Consider the following 19539-nt stretch of genomic DNA (forward strand, 5'->3'; position numbering starts at 1 on the left):
CCTGAGAAGGAACACTGAAACCGGCGAAGCTGGGGGGCACGCCCCTCCACAACTTTCGCCGGGGAAGCGTTTCGTGGGGGATCTCTTGGGGGGAACAACGGTGGACCGTTCTGCGCGGAATCGGCTCGTGGTCGAGAATCTGCCGCTCGTCGGCTACCTGGTGACCGAGCTGTGTGCACGGGCGACGCACCTGTCCCGAGACGACCTCGCGAGCGCCGGGGCGCTCGCCCTCGTGAACGCGGCGGGCTCCTTCGACGAGAGCCTGGGCGTTCCGTTCGGCGCCTTCGCCCGCCGCCGCATCGTCGGCGCGTTCGCCGACGAGATGCGGTCGCAGGACTGGGCGACGCGATCGGCTCGCAAGCGCATCCGGGAGACCCTCGCCGTGCAGGAGACGCTCATGGCGGCACTCGGCCGCACACCGTCGGTCGACGAGATCGCCACCGCTCTGGGAGTCGACCGCCAGGAGGCCGCCGAGGCGCTCACCGACGCGGCGCGGAGCGTCTCGAGCCTTGACGACACCGTGGGCGACAGCATCGCGGCGGAGATCACCGGACCGGAGGATGCCGTCGTCGCATCCGAGCGCGGCGCCTTCCTGCGCGCGGCCATCGAGGCGCTGCCCGAGAAGATGCGCTACATCGTCGAGCAGATCTACTTCGAAGACCGCACGGTGAAGGAGCTCGCCGAAGAGCTCGGCGCCACGCACTCCGCCGTGTCGCAGCAGCGCTCCGAGGCAGTCCGCCTGCTCCGTGATGGGCTCTCCACGCATTTCGCCGACGAGCCGGACGAGGAGCCGGAGCTCGTCTCCCGCGTCGCCCCGTCCCGCCGGAACGCCTACCTCGCGCGCCTCGCGCAGTACGCCGAGCTCGGCATCGCGCAGCGGATGCCCGACGAGGCCGCAGAGGCCGTCGCCTCCTGAGCCACTTTTTTCGCGAACTTGCTAACGGACTCGACAGCCGAGCCGATAGCTCGAAGCGTCGGACCATGGATGGGCCGGCGCACCACCACCCAGTCATGGAGGAAACATCATGGGTATGCAGATCAACACCAACATCGCGGCGCTCAACTCGTACCGCAACCTGAGCAACACGCAGAACGACATGTCGAAGTCGCTCGAGAAGCTCTCGAGCGGTCTCCGCATCAACCGTGCTGCGGACGACGCCGCGGGTCTCGCCATCTCCGAGGGTCTGCGCTCGCAGATCAACGGCCTGAACGTTGCATCCCGCAACGCGCAGGACGGCATCAGCGTGATCCAGACCGCGGAAGGAACGCTGACCGAGGTTCACTCGATCCTTCAGCGTGTGCGTGACCTCGCCGTCCAGGCCGGTAACGACTCGAACTCCGATGAGGCGCGTGCCGCCATCGGCAACGAGGCGAAGGGTCTGGTCGAGGAGCTCGACCGCATCTCGCAGGCGACCAACTTCAACGGCATCCAGCTGCTGGACGGGTCGGTTCCGACGCTGAACTTCCAGATCGGTGCGAACGGCGACGCCAGCAGCCAGATCTCGGTCGACCTCGCGCAGGCTGACATCACCGCCGTCGTGACCGCGCTCGGGTTCGGCAGCACCGCCGTCGAGACCGCCACGCTGGACACCACCGACGCCGACTTCGACCTCGCGGCCGGCTTCGAGATCACCCAGGGCGGCACCGTCGTGACCGTGGCAGCTCCGGCTGCTGCAGTCGCCGACAACGCGGCGATGGTGAAGCACCTGAACGACGACAAGGGCTTCGCGCAGAACTTCACCGCGGCACTCGATGCGAACGACGACATCGTGATCACCTCGCGCACCACCGCGACCGACGCGATCACGGTGAACTCCGACGTCTCCGCTGCCGGCACCTACGCCGACACGGTGACCGTCAGCGCCGGCGCCGTCACGCTCGGGTTCGACAGCGCGGCCGCCGCTCAGGCGTCGATCACCGCGATCGACACGCAGATCCAGAGCATCTCGACCGCTCGCGCGAACCTCGGTGCTATCCAGAACCGGTTCGAGTCGACGATCAACTCGCTCAACGTGTCTGCGGAGAACCTGTCCGCTGCCGAGTCCCGCATCCGCGACACCGACATGGCGCAGGAGATGGTCAACTTCACCCGCGCTCAGATCCTGTCGCAGGCCGGCACGGCGATGCTCGCGCAGGCGAACACGTCGAACCAGGGCGTGCTGCAGCTGCTCCGCGGCTAGTCCCGAGCAGTGAAGTGATGTCGCCCGGCGGCGTCCAGGTGATCCTGAACCGTCACCCGACGCCGCCGGGCGATTCCCTTGAGTCCCACAACCCAGCCCGCTAGAGAACAGGACGGAGAGCGAGAATGGCACTCGGAATCGACGGCCTCGTCAGCGGGCTCGACACGACCTCGCTGATCAACGCCCTGATGCAGGCGGAGGCGCTGCCGCAGGCCGCCCTCAAGAAGAAGGTCACCTCCACCCAGTCGCTGATCAGTGCCTTCCAGAAGCTCAACACGGCCGTCGCGAAGGTCGGCACCGTCGCCCAGGCGACCGGCAAGCCCGACGCGCTTCAGACGTTCAAGACCACCAGCAGCGCGGCCAGCGTCACGGTGACGGCCGGCAGCGCCGCGACGCCCGGCGACCTGCAGTTCACGGTCGGCTCCACCGCGGCGGCCCATCGGATCGTCAGTGCGCCGATGGGCGCGTGGCCCGACGACCCGCCGGTGCTGACATTCGTGAAGGGCGGTGTGACGACGACCGTCACCGCCAAGTCGACGTCGCTCACCGACGTTGCCGCCGCCGTCGGTGCGGCCGATGCCGGAGTGACCGTCTCGCGTGTGGCGGCGGGCACCGATGCCGGCGGGAACCCTCTCTACCGACTTCAGTTCACCGCCTCGGAGACCGGCGCCGAGAACGCGTTCTCCGTGCGTCGCGGCTCGGGCGCCAGCGCGATCGACCTCGAGGACGAGGGCGCGACCGTAGTGCAGCAGGCCAAGGACGCGAAGATCCTGCTCTGGGCAGGCACCGCCGCGCAGCAGGAGATCAGCTCGGCGAGCAACCGCTTCGAAGGCGTGCTGCCGGGCGTCGACATCACGGTCGCCAAGTCGGAGACTGACCCGGTCACGGTGACCGTCGCCCGGGACGCCGACAAGGCGGCTGCCGTCGTCAAGTCCCTCGTGAGCTCGATCGCCGAGGCGCTCGCGCTGATCCAGGTGCACAGCACCGTCACCACCTCCACGGGAAGCGATGGGCAGTCGAGCGCCCGCGGGGGCGTCTTCACCGGTGACTCCACCGTCCGCGACGTCGCTGCCCGGCTTCGCACCGCAGCGAGTGCTCCGGTCGACGGCAGGTCGCCGTCCGAGTACGGGATCGTGCTGACGAAGACCGGGAACATCGAATTCGACGCGGAGAAGTTCGCGAAGGCGCTCGAAGCGGACCCGGCGCGCACCGCCGCCGCGGTCGACGCGATCTCCGGCCGTCTGCAGGACGCGTCGAAGGTCGTCTCCGACAAGTTCGAGGGCACCCTCACCTCGCGGATCACCGGCCAGGAGTCGGTGCTCCGAAGCCTCAGCACGCAGGTCGAGTCGTGGGACCGCCGACTCGAATCCCGGCGCGCGGTGCTCGAGCGCACCTACGCGGCGATGGAGGTGCAGCTGGGCAAGCTCAACTCACAGTCCACCTGGCTCGCCGGCCAGCTCGGCTCACTTCCCACCTCATCTGGAGCAAGCTCATGATCCAAACCCCTCAGGCGAAGGCGGCGCTCGCCCGCTACCAGAGCGACTCGATCCTGTCCGCGACACCAGGCCAGCTCGTCACGATGCTGTACGGCCGGCTGGTGCTCGACCTCCGCCGCGCGGAGGCTGCGCAGCTGGAGCAGGACTGGGTCCACGCCTCCAGCGAGCTCGTGCACGCTCAGGCGATCGTCGCCGAGCTCAGCTCGGCGCTGCGGCCCGACGTGTGGGAAGGCGGCACGCAGCTGCTCGGCATCTACACGTACGCGACGCGACTGCTCGTCGACGCCAATGTGAAGCGCGACATCGAGCCGACGCGTGAGGCGCTCGCGCTCCTCGAACCGCTGAAGATCGCGTGGGATGAGGCGGCGGCGACCCTCGCAGGCGCACCCGCGGCTGCCGACCACGTTGCCTGACTCCCGGCTCGCCGCCTGGGATGCGGCGCTGGCCGAGCTCGAGCGCAGTGTCATCGCGGCAGAGGCCGCGGACGACGACACCTCGCCGTGGACGCCGCCGGCCGGGCTGGGGCCGTTGCCGGGGGAGTACCGCGACCGAGCTCTGCGGCTCGCCGCCCGCCAGGCCGCCGCGATCGGGGAGCTCCGCGAGGCGCGGGTCACGGTGAGCCGGCATCTCGCCGCCGTCCAGGCGGTCCCAGGCGGGCGTTCGCACGCGCCGTCCGCCTACCTCGACGTCACCGGCTGAGGCGGAGTGCAGCGCGTTCGGAGGCGCCCGGGGGAGGCGTGTCACCCGAAGTGGGGGTCCGCCGGCTGAGAGTTCACACCGAATCCTCCTAACAGCGCGATTCCGCCGGCCGATAGCTAGCGACGAGCAGGGATCGCTCACGCAGAGGCCACGGATCGGCCGACTCGCCCACCTTCTGGGAACAGGCAGTACGTGTTCGATTCCGTCACCCTTTCCGCGCTGACCAGCGCGCTGGACGGCCTTGCCGCGCGCCAGCGCGCGATCGCGGACAACATCGCCAACGTCAACACTCCGAACTACGCCGCGAAGCGCATCGCGTTCGAGGATGCACTCGCGAAGTCCGTCGAGAACGGCAGCGGACGGGTGCAGGCGACGATGGCCACCTCACTCGAGCCGACCCGCCTGGACGGCAACAACGTCAATCTCGACACCGAGACGCTGTCGAACATCGACACGGTGCTCCGCTACCAGTTCGCCTCGCGCGCCGTCGAGGGCACATTCACCAGCGTTCGCAGCGCATTGAGGACCAACGGATGACCTTCGACGCGATCGGCATCGCCGGCACGGCGCTGACCACACACCGGAAGTGGCTCGACGCCATCTCCGACAACATGGCCAACATGAACACGGTGCGCAGCACCGACGACGCCGCCTTCCAGGCCCGCTACATCGAGGTGGCGGCAGGCGACGAGCACGGCGTGTATGTCAAGGGCGCCCTCTTCGGCGACCCTGAGGGCCGCCTCGTGCACGAGCCCACTCATCCGCTCGCGGATGAGGAGGGCTACGTGCGCTACCCCGACATCGACCTCGCCTCGCAGATGAGCTCGCTGATCATGGCACAGCGCGGCTACCAGGCGAACGCCGCGGTGGTCGACCGTGCCAAGGAGACCTACCAGGCGGCCCTTCAGATCGGGAGGTCCTGATGCCCATCGACGCACTCGGCGCGGTCGGCGGTGTGCTGCCGACCGGGTACCTGCGCCCGACGACCTCCACCGACGGCGCCTCGTTCGCCGACGCGCTCACCGGCGCGGTCGACGGGCTGCGCGCCCAGCAGTCCGTGTCGAGCGACCTGGCCATCAAGGCGGTCACCGGCGACCTCACCGACATCCATCAGGCCACCCTCGCCGCGACCCGCGCCCAGGTGACCATGGAGCTCGTCGCGGGCGTGCGGAACAAGGGCGTTGAGGCGTTCAACGAGATCATGAGGATGCAGGCCTGATGCCCGCCCCCGTCACCGCGCTCTTCGGTCGCTTCACGCATGCGCTCCGCGAGTTCACCGTCGCCCAGCGCACCCTGGCCCTGCTCGCCGTCGCCGTGCTGGTGCTCGGCGGCATCGCACTCGCCACCTGGCTGAGCCGTCCCTCGTACACTCCGTTGTTCTCGGGGATCTCCGGCGCCGACGCGAGTGCCATCGTCGAGCAGCTGAAGGCCGATGGGGTGCCGTACGAGCTCACCGACGGCGGGTCCACCGTGCTGGTGCCCGACGCGGAGGTGGACGAGCAGCGGCTGAAGGCCGCAGCGGCCGGGCTGCCGGCGCTCGACAGCACCGGCTACGGGCTCCTCGACACCATGGGTGTCACCGCGTCGGAGTTCCAGCAGTCGGTCACCTACAAGCGCGCGCTCGAGGGCGAGCTGGCGTCGACGGTCGCGGCGCTGAACGGCGTGGCCACCGCATCCGTGCGGCTCGCCATCCCAGAGGAGACCGTGTTCTCCGAGTCGAAGGCCGACCCCACGGCGTCGGTCTTCGTCGACACCGAGCGTGGGCGCTCCCTCTCCACCGACCAGGTGCAGGCGATCGTGCACCTCACCTCCGCCGCGGTCGACGGACTGAAGCCGGACAACGTCGCCGTGGTCGACGCGGACGGCAACGTGCTCTCCGCGGTCGGCGTCGGCGCCACCGGCGGAGTCGACCGGCAGGCATCCGACCAGGAGCAGGCGAAGCGCGACGCGGTGCAGGCCATGCTCGACCAGGTGGTCGGGCCCGGCAACGCCACCGTCACCGTCACCGTCGACGTCAGCAACGAATCCGCCGAGCGGGTTGAGGAGACGTTCACGAGCCCCGAGGACCCGCTGGTGCTGAGCGAGTCCACGCAGAGCGAGTCGTATCAGGGCACCGGCGGCGGCACCGGCAGCGGCGTGCTCGGCCCCGACAACGTCGCGGTGCCGGCCGGGCAGGGCGGCGACGGGCAGTACGAGTCCGAGCAGGCCACCCGCAACAACGCCATCAACAAGGTCACCGAGACGCGGACGATCCCGGCCGGCGAGCTGACCCGTCAGTCGGTCTCGGTCGCCCTGAACGCGAACGCCATCGACGGTGTCAACGTGGCGAACCTCGCCGACCTCGTCGCGACCGCCGCCGGCATCGACCCGGAACGAGGCGACGAGGTGGCGGTCGAGGTCGTGCCGTTCACCACGGCGGTCGCCGACGAGGCGACGGCGGCGCTCGAGGAGGCGCGCGCCGCGGAGGAGCGGCAGTCGATCACCTCCCTCATCACCATCGGCATTCTCGCCCTGGCCGCGACCATCGCCTTCGGCATCCTCACCGCCGTCGTCGGGAAGCGCCGCAAGCGGAACCGCGAGCCAGTGGACATCGGCAGCATGGCGGTGCAGAAGGACAAGGTCCCAACAGAGTCGCTGGAATCCCTGCTGGGCCCGCAGCCGACGCTCGCCATGCCCACCGGCACCCCGATGGAGCCCGGCAAGCTCGACCGGATGCGGGCCGATGTCAACGCCCTCGCGCAAGCGAGCCCTGAGCGCACCGCCGAGTACCTCCGCAGCCTCCTCGAGGACCGCGCGTGACCGACGCCACGAAGACGATCAGCGGCACCGCGAAACCGCTGACCGGGGCGCAGAAGGCCGCGCTGGTGATCATGCAGCTGAACCAGGACCGCGCCGCCGAGGTGATGCGTCAGCTCAGCGAGCCGGAGGCTGAGGAGATCGCGGCCGAGATCGTCCGCCTTCGCCGGGTCGACGCCGCCACCACCGAGGCGGCGCTCACGGAGTTCCACGAGCGCAGCCAGATGGGAGGCTTCCAGACCCGCGGCGGGCACGATTTCGCCGCAGGCCTCCTGGCCGCGTCCTTCGGATCCGAGCGCGCCACCGGGCTGATGGACCGGCTCGCCTCCTCGATGGCAGGCAAGGCCTTCGAGTTCCTCGACCTCGCCGAGCCGGCGCAGGTGTCCACGCTGCTCGACGGCGAGCTCGCAGAGACGGTGGCGCTCGTGCTCGCGCACCTCCGCGCCGAGCACGCCTCCGCCGTGCTCACCCGGTTCGACCCAGCCATGCGGGCGGACGTCGCGCAGTGCATCGCCACCATGGGCACCGCCACGCCCGAGGCGGTCGGCATCGTCGCCGAGACCCTCAAGCAGCGCGCCCGCGCCGTCGTCGTCCCGCAGGAGCAGGTGGAGGTCGTCGGCGGCGTGCAGCCGCTCGTCGACATCATCAACCGGTCGGATGTCGCGACCGAGCGCGATCTGCTCGCCGCGCTCGATGAGCGCGATCCGGAGCTTGCCGAGAACGTCCGCGCCCGCATGCTGACCTTCGACGACCTGGTCCGCCTCGACGCACGCGACGTGCAGCAGGTGCTCCGCGGCGTGGAGCCGCTGATCCTCGCCACGGCGATGAAGGGTGCTTCGCCGCTCGTCGTCGAGCGCATCCGCGAGAACATCTCCGATCGCAAGAAGGAGCTGCTGGAGGAGGAGTCCGAGTCGCTCGGCAAGCTCCGCAAGTCGGAGGTCGACGAGGCGCGCGCCGAGGTGGTGCGGGCGATCCGGGCCCTCGAGGTCGCAGGCGAGATCCAGGTGCACCGCGGGGAGGAGGACGAGTATGTCGACTGAGACGGCGTTCGCCCCACTCGCCTACCCGGTTCTCCGGGACGACTCGCGGCAGCGTGCCGAGGAACGTGCGCGGGTGCGCGGCCACGCCGCCGGCCACGCGGCCGGACTCCGCGCGGCGGAGCTCGAGGCGAGCGCGATGCGCGCCGCGCTGCAGGAGGAGTTCGACCGGCGGCTGGCGGAGCGACTGGCGGAGGTCTCCGCCGCCGCCGCCGCGCTGGGTCGCGCCGCCGCATCCCTCAACGCCCGCACCGCCCCGGTGCTCGCCGAGGCGGACGAGACGCTCGCCGCCGCGACCGTCGAGCTCACCGAGGCGCTCCTTGGACGCGCGCGAGAGGACGCGACGCCGTTCGCGCGCGCCGCCCTCGACCGCGCCCTCGACACGGCCGCGAGCGAGGTGGTGCAACGGGTGCGCATGAACCCCTCGGACCTTGCCCTCGTCTCCGAGATCGTCGCCGTCACCGACGGTATCGAGTTCGTCGCGGATCCCGCGCTCGACCGTGGGGATGCCGTCACCGAGCTCCAGAGCGGACTGATCGACGCACGGCTCACGTCCGCCGTCGAACGCGCCCGCGCGGCACTGCTCGGGGGTTCCGCATGACCCTGACGCTCCCCAGCCGGCTGTCCGCCGCCGCCGAGGCTGCCCGCCCGGAGCGGGTCGGCAGCGTGGCGTCCATCGTCGGCCTTGCGGTGCAGATCACCGGGCTGCCCGCGCGGATCGGCGACGTCGTCGCGCTCGGCGACGCGGACCGGAGCCGGGCGGAGATCGTCGCCGTCGCGAGGGATTCGGTCACCGCCATGGCCCTCGAGCGGCTCGACGGCATCACCGCGGGCTCATCCGCGAGGCTCGAACGCGGCCAGGCAGGGATTCCGGTCGGCGCGGAGCTGCTCGGCCGCGTGATCGACGCCATGGGCCGGCCTGTGGACGGCCGCGGCCCGCTGTCCACCCGCCGGACCGTGCCGGTCGAGAACGAGGCGCCGGCCGCGATGTCGCGCACCCGGATCGACACCGCCCTGTCGCTCGGCGTCCGTGTGCTCGACACCCTCACCGCCGCGGGACGCGGGCAGCGGCTCGGTCTCTTCGCCGGCTCCGGGGTCGGCAAGTCGTCGCTCATGTCGATGATCGCGCGCGGCAGCCACGCCGATGTCGCCGTGATCGCCCTGGTGGGGGAGCGCGGCCGCGAGGTGCGCGAGTTCCTCGAGGAGGACCTCGGCAAGGCGGGGCTCGCCCGCTCCGTGGTCGTCGTCTCGACCGCCGACGAACCGCCGCTCATGCGGGTGCGTGCGGCGTTCGCCGCCACCCGGATCGCGGAGGCGTACCGCGATGAGGGCAAGAACGTGCTGCTGATGATGGACTCGCTCACGCGCGTTGCGATGGCGCAGCGCGAGATCGGGCTGTCGGCCGGGGAGCCGCCCGCAACCCGCGGATACCCGCCGTCGGTGTTCTCACTGCTCGCGCGGCTGCTGGAGCGTGCCGGCACGGGGCCGACCGGATCCGTCACCGGCATCTACACCGTGCTGGTCGACGGCGACGACCACAATGAGCCCGTCGCCGACGCCGTCCGGGGCATCCTCGACGGTCACGTGGTCCTCGACCGGAAGCTCGCCGTCGGCGGACACTTCCCCGCCATCGACCCGCTCGCCTCTGTGTCCCGGGTCGCCTCGAAGGTCACCACCAAGCAGCAGCAGTCGCTGAGCCTCGCGCTGCGGCGGGTGCTTGCCGCGAAGCGCTCCGCCCAGGACCTCCTGGACGTCGGTGCCTACGCCCGCGGCTCGAACCCGCTCGTCGACGCCGCCGTGGACTTCGAGGCGCAGATCCTCGCCTTCCTGCGGCAGGACATCGACGAGCCCTGCGACGCCGCCGAGGCGTGGCAGCGCCTCGGCCAGCTGGTCACGACGCTCGGAGGCACACGATGACGAACCCGAAGTCGTTCCCGCTCGCGGGGCTGCTCCGTCTGCGGAAGCTGCAGGAGGACCAGGCAGCCGCGGCGCTGTCCGCCACCCGCGCCCGCGCCGAGCAGGTGCGGCAGCGCAACCGCCGACTGCGCGAGACGCTCGTCGCCAGTGGTCTGGAGGCGAGCTCCGTCGAGCACATCGTCGCCATCGCCGCGGCCCGCGCATCGACCTCCAGCATGCTCTCGGAGCTCGAGGCGCTCGGACGGTCGACGGCCGACGAGGAGTCCCGCGCGCTGGCGGATCACCAGGAGAGCCGGCGCCGCGCGCTGACCCTCGAGAAGCTCGAGGCTGGACACCAGGCCGCACAGGTCCAGGAGCAGAGCATCGAGGAGCAGCGGGCGCTCGACGAGCTCGCCGTCCGCGGCTGGGCGGCATCGCGGGCGGGGACCATTCGACCGGGTTCTGCGCAGGCGCACGGATGAGCGTGATGGATGCCGTCGCCTCGATGCGCGAGGTGCAGGCGACCCTGCAGAGCCTGTTTCCGCCGGTGCGCAGCACTGCTGCGAACCCGGCGTCCGCCGCGAGCTTCGCGACCATGCTGGCGGGGGTCACCGCCACGCCGGCGCCCACCGCGCTGACCGGCGTCGGGGGAACCGCCTCCGGCAACGACGTCGTGACCGCCGCGCTCAAGTACGTCGGGGTGCCGTACGTGCTCGGCGGTGAGGACTCGAGCGGCATCGACTGCTCCGGGCTGGTGCAGCGCGCGTTCGCCGACCTCGGCATCGAGGTGCCCCGGCTCGTGCGCGATCAGAAGCTGATCGGCACGGAAGTGCCGTCCCTCGCGGAGGCCAAGCCCGGCGACCTCATCGTCACCGCCGGCGGCGACCACATCAGCATCTACCTGGGCAACAACATGGTGGTCCACGCACCGTACGCCGGTCGTGACGTGTCCGTGCAGAAACTCTGGGTCGGCGAGGACGGCATCGACACGATCCGCCGGGTCCTCCCGGACAACTCCGCCCTGAGCGCCGGGATCGCATCGCTGGCCGGCGGAACCACCACCGCATCGGCCCTCGCCGGCCTGCTCGGCGGGACCGGAGGCACAGCAGGATCCGGTGACCCTTCGACCGGGCTCAGCGCAGCCGCGCTGCAAGCGGCACAGGCGGCATATTCGAGGAGCGCCACATGAGCATGATCCTGGGAGCCGCCGCGCCGCGGCCGGCCGCCGCCTCCGGCACGACAGCGGCCCAGACCGGGGATGGCGGGTCGGGCTTCGCGGCAGAGCTCGCCCTCGCGAGCGCGGGCATGGGCACCGGCGCCGAGGGCGGCACCACGGCCTCCGCGACTCCGGAGGCCGCTCCGCCCGCGCCAATCGCGGAGCCGGGAACGGGAGTCCCAGCGGCGATCGCCCATGATGCCGCCCTCGCGCAGGCGCTGGCCGATGCGGCCGTCGGTGCGCCGTCGCCGGAACGCTCTGACGCGGCGCCCGCCGGCGCCAGCCATGCTGACGGTACGACCGATGGCCCGGCGGAGGCCGGCGAGGTCGCACCGGTGCCCGTCGTTCCTCCGGCGGCGGCCCAGCCCGCGCAGGCGGCCGAGCTGCCGGCATCCGCTCCGCCTGCCGGCATGCTCACGCCGGCGGCGGGCGCCCCGGTGGCGGGCCAGGCCACCCCTGCCCCGGGAGCTCCCACTCCGGTTCCCGGGCCGGCGCCCGCCCCGGTCGCCGCCCCGGTCAACGCGGCCACGGGCAGCGAGCCGCACGCGACCGCTGGAACCGCACTCGGGGAGCCTGCCGACGCCACGCCGCCCGCGCGCAACCCCGCGGACACCCATCCCGCGCACACCCATCGCTCGGACACCCAGGCAGCGGTGCCGCAGCGTTCCGCCGCATCGCCGAATCCTACGCTGCCCGGCATCCCGGCGCCGGTTCCCATCCCCGAGGGGCTCGAGGCCGCGGCCGCCCTGCGGATGGCCGGCCCACGCCCCGCGCAGCCAGCAGCCGAAGCGGCGGCACCGGCGGCGGACGCGGTCGCCCTGCCGGAGGCCGCATCGCCGACCGCGCAATCGGTGCGCACCGAAGTGCCCGCGGCCCCGGTCGCCGCTCCGCGCACCGCCGCGACCCCGCTCAATGAGCAGCTCGCGAAGCCATTGTTCACCCTGCGAAACGCACCGAGCGGCGATCACGTGATGACCGTGCAGGTCACCCCGGAGAACGTCGGACCGGTCACCGTCCGCGCCCACGTCGGCGCCGAGGGTGTGCGGATCGAGCTCATCGCACCGAACGAGCAGGCGCGGGAGGCGCTGCGCGGTATGCTCGGCGATCTGAAGCGCGACCTCTCGAGCGGTGGCATGACCGCGTCGCTCGACATCTCGCCGGACGACCAGTCCAGCGACGGCCGCGAAACGTCGCCGGAGCGCCGCGAGCGTGGGGAGGCCCGGTCGCCGTTCACGTCGTCGGCGCCTGCTGCTTCCGCTGCTCCCCGTCCGCCCGCCGACCCATCGTCACGACTCGACGTCGTGGTGTGAGAAAGAGGGATCACCATGCCAGTCGACTCAGTGACCGGGACCGCGGCCACCACGCACCCGACCGCGACCGCCCGAGCGCCGAAGCAGACCATGGACAGCGAGATGTTCCTGCAGCTGCTCGTCGCGCAGCTTCGCGCTCAGGACCCGAGTTCCCCCATGGACACCAACGAGATGATGGCGCAGACCACCCAGCTCGCCTCCATGGAGCAGCTCACCACCATGACCAAGATGACGCAGGAGAGCTTCTCGCTGCAGATGCGGGTCGCCGCATCCGCCCTGATCGGTCAGGAGGTCAGCTACAAGAAGGAGGACGGCACGACCGCCACCGGCGTCGTCACGTCCGTCTCCTTCGAGAAGCCCGTCCCCACCGTCAAGGTGGGCGACGTGGAGCTCCCGCTCGACGCTGTCGCCGGGGTCCGCCCCGTGCCTTCGACCTCCAACTGATTCGCCCATCCAGAAAGGCTCACCATGCTCCGCTCACTCTTCTCCGGCATCTCCGGGCTCCGGTCCCACCAGACCATGCTCGACGTCGCCGGCAACAACATCGCCAACGTGAACACCACCGCGTTCAAGGCCTCCGCCACCCAGTTCCAGGACACCCTCTCGCAGATGACGCAGGGCGCCGGAACTCCGCAGGTCGGCATGGGAGGCACGAACCCCGCGCAGGTCGGCCTGGGAGTGCAGGTCGCCGGAATCTCCACCAACTTCACGCAGGGATCCACGCAGACCACCGGCCGGGCCGAGGACATGATGATCTCCGGCGACGGCTTCTTCATGGTCCGCTCCGGCACCGAGACGCTCTACACCCGCGCCGGCTCGTTCGGCTTCGACGCGGAGGACCGCCTGGTCACGCCGGATGGCGCGTTCGTGCTCGGCTGGGCCGCATCCAACGGTGCCATCAACACGGGTGGACCGGTGGGACCGATCTCGCTGCCGCGCAACCTCGTCGCCCCCGCCATCGCCACCACGACCGCGGGCGTCACCGGCAACCTCCCGGCGGACGCCGAGGTCGGGGCCGAGATCATCCGCGACATCGAGGTGTTCGATGCAGAGGGTGAAGTCAGCAAGCTGACGCTGACCTTCACGCGCACCGCCGCCGGCTGGGATGTCGAGGGGACGCGCGGCGCGGTCACCGCCACCGAGTCCCTCACCTTCACCGACGGCGAGCTGGACTCCGGCGGACCGCTCACCGTCGGCGGGATCACCGTGAATCTCGGGGACCTGACTTCCTACGCCCAGCTGACCTCCGTGTCGATCTCCGAGGCGAACGGTCGTGAGGCCGGCGCGCTGGAGTCCTACAGCATGTCCTCGAACGGCGAGCTCGTCGGCTCGTTCAGCAACGGCGCCATCATGCCGATCGCGAGCCTGGCGCTCGGGACCTTCGTGAACCCGGGGGGTCTTGAGAAGGCCGGCGGATCCACCTACCGCGCCACCGCCAACTCCGGGAACGCCCTCGTCTCGACGCCGGGCGCGAACGGTGCCGGCACCGTCGTCGGCGGTGCCCTCGAGATGTCGAACGTCGACCTCTCGCAGGAGTTCACCAACCTCATCGTCGCGCAGCGTGGCTTCCAGGCGAACGCCCGCATCATCACCACGAGCGACGAGGTGCTGCAGGAGCTCACCAACCTGAAGCGCTGATCCAGTCCGTTCTAGCTGGAGCTGGTACCCCGCGGCAGGAGAAACAACCCGCCCGGGGCACCAGCTCCAGCTATGACGTGTTCTGGTGCTCCTACCACCCACTGCTAACGGCGCATGGCGACGCGCCGATAGTGGGCTTCGAACGGGCCATGAAGGCCGCAACGTTGGCCAGGATGGCCAGAATTTGGAGTTCGAGCGCAATGATCGTCGTCACGCGCCTCAACCACAGCCGCTTCGCGGTCAACCCGGACCTGATCGAGCGCATCCAGGCGAGCCCGGACACCACGCTCGTGCTGGCGGACGGGACCACCTACGTCGTCACCGAGACCCTCGAGCAGGTGATCGACCTGGTCACCGACTTCCGCGCCCGCGTCATCGCGCGCGCCAGGACCGCGGTGGACACCATCCAGCCGGACAGCGTCGTCACACAGCTGCCGACCCGACGGGGATCCCGCTGATGGATCCGGCCACGCTGATCGGCATCGTCGGCGCGCTCGGCGCGCTGCTGGCGATGATCTACCTGGAGGGCGCGAGTGTCACCTCCATCCTGCTGCCTGCCCCGATGCTCCTCGTCTTCGGAGGCAGCCTCGCCGTCACGGTCGCGAGCGTCACCCTTCCGGACTCGATCCGCGCGTTCAAGGCGCTGCCGAAGGCCTTCACTGCGAAGGTGCCGTCGCCGCACGCCCAGATCGAGCAGGTGGTCAGCCTCGCCGAGCGTGCCCGCAAGGACGGACTGCTCGCGCTGGAGCAGGAGGCCGAGAACGTCAATGACCCGTTCCTGAAACGGGCGCTGCAGGGCATCGCCGACGGTGTGGACCCTGAGGACCTCCGGGCGATGCTCGAGGAGGAGATGATCACGCGCGAGCGGACGAGCCGCGCGGACGCGAAGTTCTACACCACCATGGGCGGCTACGCCCCGACCATCGGCATCATCGGCACGGTCGTCTCCCTGACGCACGTGCTGGAGAACCTGTCGGATCCCGAACACCTCGGCCACATGATCGCCGCGGCCTTCGTCGCCACCCTGTGGGGCGTCCTCTCCGCGAACATGATCTTCCTGCCCGTGGGCAACCGGCTGGTGCGCGTCGCGGAGCTCGAGACGGAGCGGATGACCCTGCTCCTCGAGGGGATGATGGCCGTGCAGGCCGGAAGTCAGCCGCGGGCGCTGCGCGAACGGCTCCTCGTCATGGTGCCGCCCGGACCCGCGCCCAAGGCGAAGGCCGCGAAGGATGACGCGCCGGCGGCGGCACCTGCGGCGGCCGAGGCGGTATGAGCCGCGCTGGGCGCCGCAAGCACGGCGCGGCGCATGGATCCGACCACCCTGACGAGCGCTGGATGGCGTCCTATCTGGACATGATCACGGTGCTGATGTGCCTGTTCATCGTGCTGTACGCCATGTCGAACGTCGACAAGGGCAAGTACGAGGAGCTGAAGGACTCCCTCTCCGCGGCATTCGGCCGCGAGGTGGTCGAGGGCGAGCCGGTGCTGAGCGGCGGGGTCGACGAGGAGGGTGACGCCGAGGAGCCCGAGGTTCTGACGGACGTCGAGCGGGCAGTCGCCGAGCTTCAGCATCTGCGCCGGCTGCAGGCCGAGATCACGAAGCGGCTGGAGTCCCGGGGACTGCACCACCTCGTCGAGTTCGGCATCGACGCCCGGGGACTCAGCATCAAGCTCGTCGGCTCGGAGACGTTCTTCGACGGCAACAGCGCGGCACTCCGCGCCGAGGCGGAAGCGGTGCTCAAGTCCGTCGCGCCGGTGCTGCAGAGCATCGACAACCAGGTGACCATCGAGGGGCACGCCGACCCACGCGGCAACCCTGCGCCGTTCCCGACCGACTGGGAGCTGTCATCGAGCCGAGCCACCGCGGTGCTCCGGAACCTGGTCGAGTCGGGCGGAGTCGCTCCGGCGCGGATCTCGTCCGTCGGCTTCGGCTCATCCCGGCCCGTCGCCACGGCGGGTGGCGCGGCTGCAGGCGCACTGAACCGGCGCGTCGACATCGTCGTCCTGTCCCAGGAGCCGGAAGCGATCCGCGGGCTGATCCCCGAGCTCATCGAGAAGGAGGCTCAGGCGAAAGACCTCGCGCAGGCGAAGGCAGAGGAGGCCGCGGCCGAGAAGGCGGCGGCCGAGGAGCACGGCGCCGCAGAGTCGACAACCGAGAAGCACGGCACCGAGGAGGTGGAGGCCACGGGTCACTGAGCCCGAGCCGGTATTCCGCCCCGAATCCTCCGCGAACACCTAACGCTCCTGAAGTCGCGTCCGATAGTCCCGGTCGTGACGGTTCAGGAACGATTGCGCGAGCCTACCCTCCGGCCGTCCGAACCCGACGTCGAGGTGTACGACTTCCGCCGGCCGACGACCCTCGCGCGCGAGCAGTCACGCGTGCTCGAGCTCGCCTTCGAGACCTTCGCCCGCCAGTGGGGCACGCAGCTCACCGCCAAGGTGCGCGTCGTCTCCCGGGTGCACCTCGATCAGGTGCTCATGCAGAGTTACGACCAGTACGCGTCCTCGCTGCCGTCCACCACCGCGATGGTGCTCTGCACCCTCGAGGGTGTCGCCGCGCGTGCCGTCATCCAGTTCCCCACCTCCGCGGCGCTCTCCTGGGTCGGCCGGATGCTCGGGGGAGCCGGCACCGTTCCCGCGCCCGACCGCAAGTTCACCGGCCTCGAGCAGGCGATCATCCGGCAGCTGATCATGGACGCGCTCGAAGACCTCCGCTACTCCCTCGGATCCCTGCTCACCGCTGACCTGGCGGTGGAGAGCATCCACTACAACTCGCAGTTCGCGCAGGCCGCCGCAACCAACGACCTGATGATCGTCGCCAAGTTCGGCGTCACCGTCGGCCCGGCCGCCACCACGGCGACCGTCGCCTTCCCGGCCGATGTGCTCATGGCGGAGCTCGGCCAGAAGTACCGTGACCCGGGCCTGTCGAACCCGGCGGAGCTCATCCGCAACCAGGTGCACAGCGTCCCGGTCGATGTCGCGCTGCGCCTCAAGCCCGCCCCGATCAGCCCGCGTGCGGTGCTCGACCTCGCCGTCGGCGACCTGCTCACACTCCCGCACCCGCACTACAAGCCGCTCGACATCGCGGTCGGCGACCACATCATCGGCTCCGCAGCAGTGGGGGCGAACGGTTCGCGACTGGCATGCGTCGTCGTCGACACACAGGAGGCCTCGTGACCGAGACCATGACCGACAACACCCTGCAGACCGCCGCAGCGGAGGCGTTCGCCAAGCTGGTGCCCGCCTCGGCACGGCTCGCGGTGCGCCGCCTCGGTCCCGCCGAGCGGAAGGTGCCGACGTCGGATGCCATCGTCGTCACCTTCGTCGGCAAGCGATCGGCGGACCTCGCGGTGGTCCTGCGCGACCCGCGGAGCCTCGACGCCGCGGCCGGCGACGCCACCGGGCTCGACGCCACCGTCCTTGACACATCCGACATCCTGCGGCCGGCGCTCGAGGCTGCCGTCGAGGGGCTCGGCAGCGGGGTGCTCGGCGAGGCGGACGCCTCGCGTGCCACCGATCTGTTCGCCGACCCGGAGACAGCGGCGTTCGAGCTGTCCGGCGCCGACGGATTCGTCGCCTGGTTCGCCATCCGCATCCGGCGGGAGCAGTCGGCGCCGCGTCCGGTGTCGGGATTCAGCGAGAAGCTCGGCCGTATCAGCGACGTGGAGATGGCGCTGACCGTCGAGATCGGCCGGACCCGGATGTCGGTGCGCGAAGTGCTCGGCCTCGAGCCGGGCGCGGTGATCGAGCTCGACCGCTCCGCCGGAGCACCGGCCGACGTGCTCCTGAACGGGCGCCTGATCGCGCATGGGGAGATCGTCGTCGTCGACCAGGACTACGCCGTCCGCATCACGCAGATCCTCGACACCACGGAAGCGGCCCGCTAGGTGGACACGGTTTTCCTCGCGCTGCGGGTGATCGTCTCACTCGCCGTGGTGCTCGGCGTGCTCTGGTATCTCCAGAAGAAGCTGAGCAAGCGCGGGATCGGGAGGGCCGCAGGCAAGGCGGTCACCCTCATCGGACGCCAGGCCGTCGGGCCGAAGGCGTCCGTCGCGGTCGTCGAGATCGACGGCCGGCGCCTGGTGCTCGGGGTCACCGAGCATCAGATCACGGTGCTCCACAGCGCTGAAGCCCACCTGACGGTGGCTGACCCGGCGGATCGCGCGCTGCATCCGTTCGAGGTGTCGATGAACGAGGTGTCGGCCCCGGTCTACCCGGACAATGTGCGCCCGATCACCGCCCCCATCCCGATCCGCGCCGTGGTCAGCACGCCAGACACGGCGCCCGACCAGGAGCTCCGCCGTCCGCGCAGGCACCGCCAGCAGCCCACGAGCCGGATGGCCGGGTCGATCCTCTCCCCGGAGACCTGGCGGCAGGCATCCGCCGCGATCCGCGAGGTGCGGTGAACGCTCTCGTCGATGGGCGGCGGTTCTTGCTGAGGCAGCTGCTGCCGCTCCTCCTGCTGACCGTGGCGCTGCTCCTCGCCGGGGCGGGCCCGGCGTTCGCCGACCCGATCGGTGTCGCCCCTGCTGTGCCGGTCGACCCCGTCGAGCCGGTGGAGCCGGTCGCCCCGACCGACCCCTCCGCGCCCGCCGAGAACTCCGACGGCGAGATCTCCATCGAGATCAACGGGCCGGACGACGCCCCCTCCAGCTCGATCGTGGTGCTGCTCGGCATCACCCTGCTGTCGGTGGCGCCGGCGCTGCTGCTGATGATGTCGTCGTTCACCAAGATCTTCATCGTGCTGGCGATGACCCGGAACGCGCTGTCGCTTCCGTCCATCCCGCCGAACCAGGTGCTCGCGGGCCTCGCGCTCTTCCTGTCGCTGTTCATCATGTCCCCGGTGCTGGGGGAGATCAACGAGACCGCGCTGCAGCCCTACCTCGCCGGGGACATCGACTTCGCGACGACCTTCGAGATCGCGTCGGGTCCGCTGCGGGAGTTCATGCTCCTCCACACCCGCGAGGAGGACCTGGCGCTGATCACCAGGGCGGCGGGACTCGAGAATCCCGAGAACATCGCCGCCGTGCCGCTCACCACGGTGATCCCGGCGTTCATGATCTCGGAGCTGCGGGCCGCGTTCATCATCGGGTTCGTCATCTTCATCCCGTTCCTCGTCATCGACCTGGTGGTCTCCGCGGCGCTGATGGCGATGGGCATGATGATGCTGCCGCCGGTGATGATCTCGCTGCCGTTCAAGATCCTGCTGTTCGTGCTCATCGACGGCTGGGGACTCATCATCACCGCCCTCGTCGGAAGCTACAGGTAGGC

General features: G+C 70.5%; 24 protein-coding genes. All 24 read left to right on the forward strand.

All coding sequences use genetic code 11. The features are described from left to right. Window positions 1-100 precede the first annotated feature (100 nt). The 24 genes from ACFFGH_RS22845 (at window position 101) to fliP (ending at window position 19537) form a co-directional block, all read left to right on the forward strand. Entirely contained in the window at window positions 101-916 is an 816-nt protein-coding gene (locus ACFFGH_RS22845; RefSeq protein ID WP_386672646.1) for a sigma-70 family RNA polymerase sigma factor, read from the forward strand. A 109-nt stretch (window positions 917-1025) separates the two neighbouring features. Next, a complete protein-coding gene (locus ACFFGH_RS22850) occupies window positions 1026-2180 on the forward strand; it encodes a flagellin N-terminal helical domain-containing protein (protein WP_386672648.1) in 1155 nt (384 codons plus the stop codon). 125 nt (window positions 2181-2305) lie between these two features. Further along, window positions 2306-3676 carry a flagellar filament capping protein FliD gene (gene fliD / locus ACFFGH_RS22855; RefSeq protein ID WP_386672650.1) on the forward strand — a complete coding sequence of 457 codons (1371 nt, stop codon included), beginning with the start codon at window positions 2306-2308 and terminating at the stop codon, window positions 3674-3676. Continuing rightward, window positions 3673-4089: a flagellar export chaperone FliS gene (gene fliS, locus ACFFGH_RS22860; protein ID WP_386672652.1), complete on the forward strand. Its 417-nt coding sequence runs from the start codon at window positions 3673-3675 to the stop codon at window positions 4087-4089. Before fliD ends, fliS begins: the two co-directional genes overlap by 4 nt. Beyond that, the gene (locus ACFFGH_RS22865) at window positions 4082-4375 is read left to right on the forward strand and encodes a hypothetical protein (RefSeq protein ID WP_386672654.1); all 294 of its coding nucleotides are present in this window, start codon (window positions 4082-4084) and stop codon (window positions 4373-4375) included. Before fliS ends, ACFFGH_RS22865 begins: the two co-directional genes overlap by 8 nt. Before the next feature lie 192 nt (window positions 4376-4567). After that, a complete protein-coding gene (locus tag ACFFGH_RS22870; protein ID WP_386672656.1) occupies window positions 4568-4912 on the forward strand; it encodes a flagellar basal body rod protein FlgB in 345 nt (114 codons plus the stop codon). After that, the gene (locus tag ACFFGH_RS22875; protein WP_386672658.1) at window positions 4909-5298 is read left to right on the forward strand and encodes a flagellar basal body rod protein FlgC; all 390 of its coding nucleotides are present in this window, start codon (window positions 4909-4911) and stop codon (window positions 5296-5298) included. The genes ACFFGH_RS22870 and ACFFGH_RS22875 overlap by 4 nt, the downstream gene beginning before the upstream one ends. After that, window positions 5298-5594, forward strand: a complete 297-nt coding sequence (fliE, locus tag ACFFGH_RS22880) for a flagellar hook-basal body complex protein FliE (protein ID WP_386672660.1) — start codon at window positions 5298-5300, stop codon at window positions 5592-5594. Before ACFFGH_RS22875 ends, fliE begins: the two co-directional genes overlap by 1 nt. Beyond that, on the forward strand, window positions 5594-7174 hold the full coding sequence (gene fliF, locus ACFFGH_RS22885; RefSeq protein WP_386672662.1) for a flagellar basal-body MS-ring/collar protein FliF: 1581 nt from the start codon (window positions 5594-5596) through the stop codon (window positions 7172-7174). Before fliE ends, fliF begins: the two co-directional genes overlap by 1 nt. After that, the gene (fliG, locus tag ACFFGH_RS22890) at window positions 7171-8211 is read left to right on the forward strand and encodes a flagellar motor switch protein FliG (protein WP_386672664.1); all 1041 of its coding nucleotides are present in this window, start codon (window positions 7171-7173) and stop codon (window positions 8209-8211) included. Before fliF ends, fliG begins: the two co-directional genes overlap by 4 nt. Then, on the forward strand, window positions 8201-8809 hold the full coding sequence (locus ACFFGH_RS22895) for a FliH/SctL family protein (protein ID WP_386672666.1): 609 nt from the start codon (window positions 8201-8203) through the stop codon (window positions 8807-8809). The genes fliG and ACFFGH_RS22895 overlap by 11 nt, the downstream gene beginning before the upstream one ends. After that, the gene (locus ACFFGH_RS22900; protein WP_386672668.1) at window positions 8806-10125 is read left to right on the forward strand and encodes a FliI/YscN family ATPase; all 1320 of its coding nucleotides are present in this window, start codon (window positions 8806-8808) and stop codon (window positions 10123-10125) included. Before ACFFGH_RS22895 ends, ACFFGH_RS22900 begins: the two co-directional genes overlap by 4 nt. Next, entirely contained in the window at window positions 10122-10586 is a 465-nt protein-coding gene (locus ACFFGH_RS22905; protein WP_386672669.1) for a flagellar FliJ family protein, read from the forward strand. The genes ACFFGH_RS22900 and ACFFGH_RS22905 overlap by 4 nt, the downstream gene beginning before the upstream one ends. Beyond that, complete coding sequence (locus ACFFGH_RS22910) at window positions 10583-11293, forward strand: C40 family peptidase (RefSeq protein ID WP_386672671.1); 711 nt, start codon at window positions 10583-10585, stop codon at window positions 11291-11293. The genes ACFFGH_RS22905 and ACFFGH_RS22910 overlap by 4 nt, the downstream gene beginning before the upstream one ends. Further along, complete coding sequence (locus ACFFGH_RS22915; RefSeq protein ID WP_386672673.1) at window positions 11290-12630, forward strand: flagellar hook-length control protein FliK; 1341 nt, start codon at window positions 11290-11292, stop codon at window positions 12628-12630. The genes ACFFGH_RS22910 and ACFFGH_RS22915 overlap by 4 nt, the downstream gene beginning before the upstream one ends. Before the next feature lie 15 nt (window positions 12631-12645). Then, window positions 12646-13074, forward strand: a complete 429-nt coding sequence (locus ACFFGH_RS22920) for a flagellar hook capping FlgD N-terminal domain-containing protein (RefSeq protein WP_386672675.1) — start codon at window positions 12646-12648, stop codon at window positions 13072-13074. 24 nt (window positions 13075-13098) lie between these two features. Beyond that, window positions 13099-14268 carry a flagellar hook protein FlgE gene (locus ACFFGH_RS22925; RefSeq protein WP_386672677.1) on the forward strand — a complete coding sequence of 390 codons (1170 nt, stop codon included), beginning with the start codon at window positions 13099-13101 and terminating at the stop codon, window positions 14266-14268. Between the two features lie 200 nt (window positions 14269-14468). Beyond that, window positions 14469-14726 (forward strand): flagellar FlbD family protein, encoded by a 258-nt coding sequence (locus ACFFGH_RS22930; RefSeq protein ID WP_386672679.1) that lies wholly within the window; start codon window positions 14469-14471, stop codon window positions 14724-14726. After that, entirely contained in the window at window positions 14726-15541 is an 816-nt protein-coding gene (locus tag ACFFGH_RS22935) for a motility protein A (protein ID WP_386672681.1), read from the forward strand. Before ACFFGH_RS22930 ends, ACFFGH_RS22935 begins: the two co-directional genes overlap by 1 nt. Next, on the forward strand, window positions 15538-16464 hold the full coding sequence (locus ACFFGH_RS22940) for an OmpA/MotB family protein (RefSeq protein WP_386672683.1): 927 nt from the start codon (window positions 15538-15540) through the stop codon (window positions 16462-16464). The genes ACFFGH_RS22935 and ACFFGH_RS22940 overlap by 4 nt, the downstream gene beginning before the upstream one ends. 75 nt (window positions 16465-16539) lie before the next feature. After that, window positions 16540-17445 (forward strand): flagellar motor switch protein FliM, encoded by a 906-nt coding sequence (locus ACFFGH_RS22945; protein ID WP_386672685.1) that lies wholly within the window; start codon window positions 16540-16542, stop codon window positions 17443-17445. Then, the gene (gene fliN, locus ACFFGH_RS22950) at window positions 17442-18155 is read left to right on the forward strand and encodes a flagellar motor switch protein FliN (protein WP_386672687.1); all 714 of its coding nucleotides are present in this window, start codon (window positions 17442-17444) and stop codon (window positions 18153-18155) included. The genes ACFFGH_RS22945 and fliN overlap by 4 nt, the downstream gene beginning before the upstream one ends. Continuing rightward, window positions 18156-18674, forward strand: a complete 519-nt coding sequence (gene fliO, locus ACFFGH_RS22955; protein WP_386672689.1) for a flagellar biosynthetic protein FliO — start codon at window positions 18156-18158, stop codon at window positions 18672-18674. Beyond that, entirely contained in the window at window positions 18671-19537 is an 867-nt protein-coding gene (gene fliP / locus ACFFGH_RS22960; RefSeq protein ID WP_386672691.1) for a flagellar type III secretion system pore protein FliP, read from the forward strand. Before fliO ends, fliP begins: the two co-directional genes overlap by 4 nt. Window positions 19538-19539 lie beyond the last annotated feature (2 nt).

The organism is Lysobacter korlensis (genome assembly GCF_042434515.1).

Bases quoted from the DNA above. Each gene is read 5' to 3' on its own strand.
- fliE (WP_386672660.1), top strand. From the start codon at position 5,298: ATGCCCATCGACGCACTCGGCGCGGTCGGCGGTGTGCTGCCGACCGGG.
- ACFFGH_RS22850 (WP_386672648.1), top strand. From the start codon at position 1,026: ATGGGTATGCAGATCAACACCAACATCGCGGCGCTCAACTCGTACCGC.
- ACFFGH_RS22895 (WP_386672666.1), top strand. From the start codon at position 8,201: ATGTCGACTGAGACGGCGTTCGCCCCACTCGCCTACCCGGTTCTCCGG.
- ACFFGH_RS22930 (WP_386672679.1), top strand. From the start codon at position 14,469: ATGATCGTCGTCACGCGCCTCAACCACAGCCGCTTCGCGGTCAACCCG.
- fliS (WP_386672652.1), top strand. From the start codon at position 3,673: ATGATCCAAACCCCTCAGGCGAAGGCGGCGCTCGCCCGCTACCAGAGC.
- ACFFGH_RS22935 (WP_386672681.1), top strand. From the start codon at position 14,726: ATGGATCCGGCCACGCTGATCGGCATCGTCGGCGCGCTCGGCGCGCTG.
- ACFFGH_RS22875 (WP_386672658.1), top strand. From the start codon at position 4,909: ATGACCTTCGACGCGATCGGCATCGCCGGCACGGCGCTGACCACACAC.
- fliF (WP_386672662.1), top strand. From the start codon at position 5,594: ATGCCCGCCCCCGTCACCGCGCTCTTCGGTCGCTTCACGCATGCGCTC.
- ACFFGH_RS22920 (WP_386672675.1), top strand. From the start codon at position 12,646: ATGCCAGTCGACTCAGTGACCGGGACCGCGGCCACCACGCACCCGACC.
- fliD (WP_386672650.1), top strand. From the start codon at position 2,306: ATGGCACTCGGAATCGACGGCCTCGTCAGCGGGCTCGACACGACCTCG.
- ACFFGH_RS22900 (WP_386672668.1), top strand. From the start codon at position 8,806: ATGACCCTGACGCTCCCCAGCCGGCTGTCCGCCGCCGCCGAGGCTGCC.
- ACFFGH_RS22925 (WP_386672677.1), top strand. From the start codon at position 13,099: ATGCTCCGCTCACTCTTCTCCGGCATCTCCGGGCTCCGGTCCCACCAG.
- ACFFGH_RS22910 (WP_386672671.1), top strand. From the start codon at position 10,583: ATGAGCGTGATGGATGCCGTCGCCTCGATGCGCGAGGTGCAGGCGACC.
- ACFFGH_RS22915 (WP_386672673.1), top strand. From the start codon at position 11,290: ATGAGCATGATCCTGGGAGCCGCCGCGCCGCGGCCGGCCGCCGCCTCC.
- ACFFGH_RS22940 (WP_386672683.1), top strand. From the start codon at position 15,538: ATGAGCCGCGCTGGGCGCCGCAAGCACGGCGCGGCGCATGGATCCGAC.
- ACFFGH_RS22905 (WP_386672669.1), top strand. From the start codon at position 10,122: ATGACGAACCCGAAGTCGTTCCCGCTCGCGGGGCTGCTCCGTCTGCGG.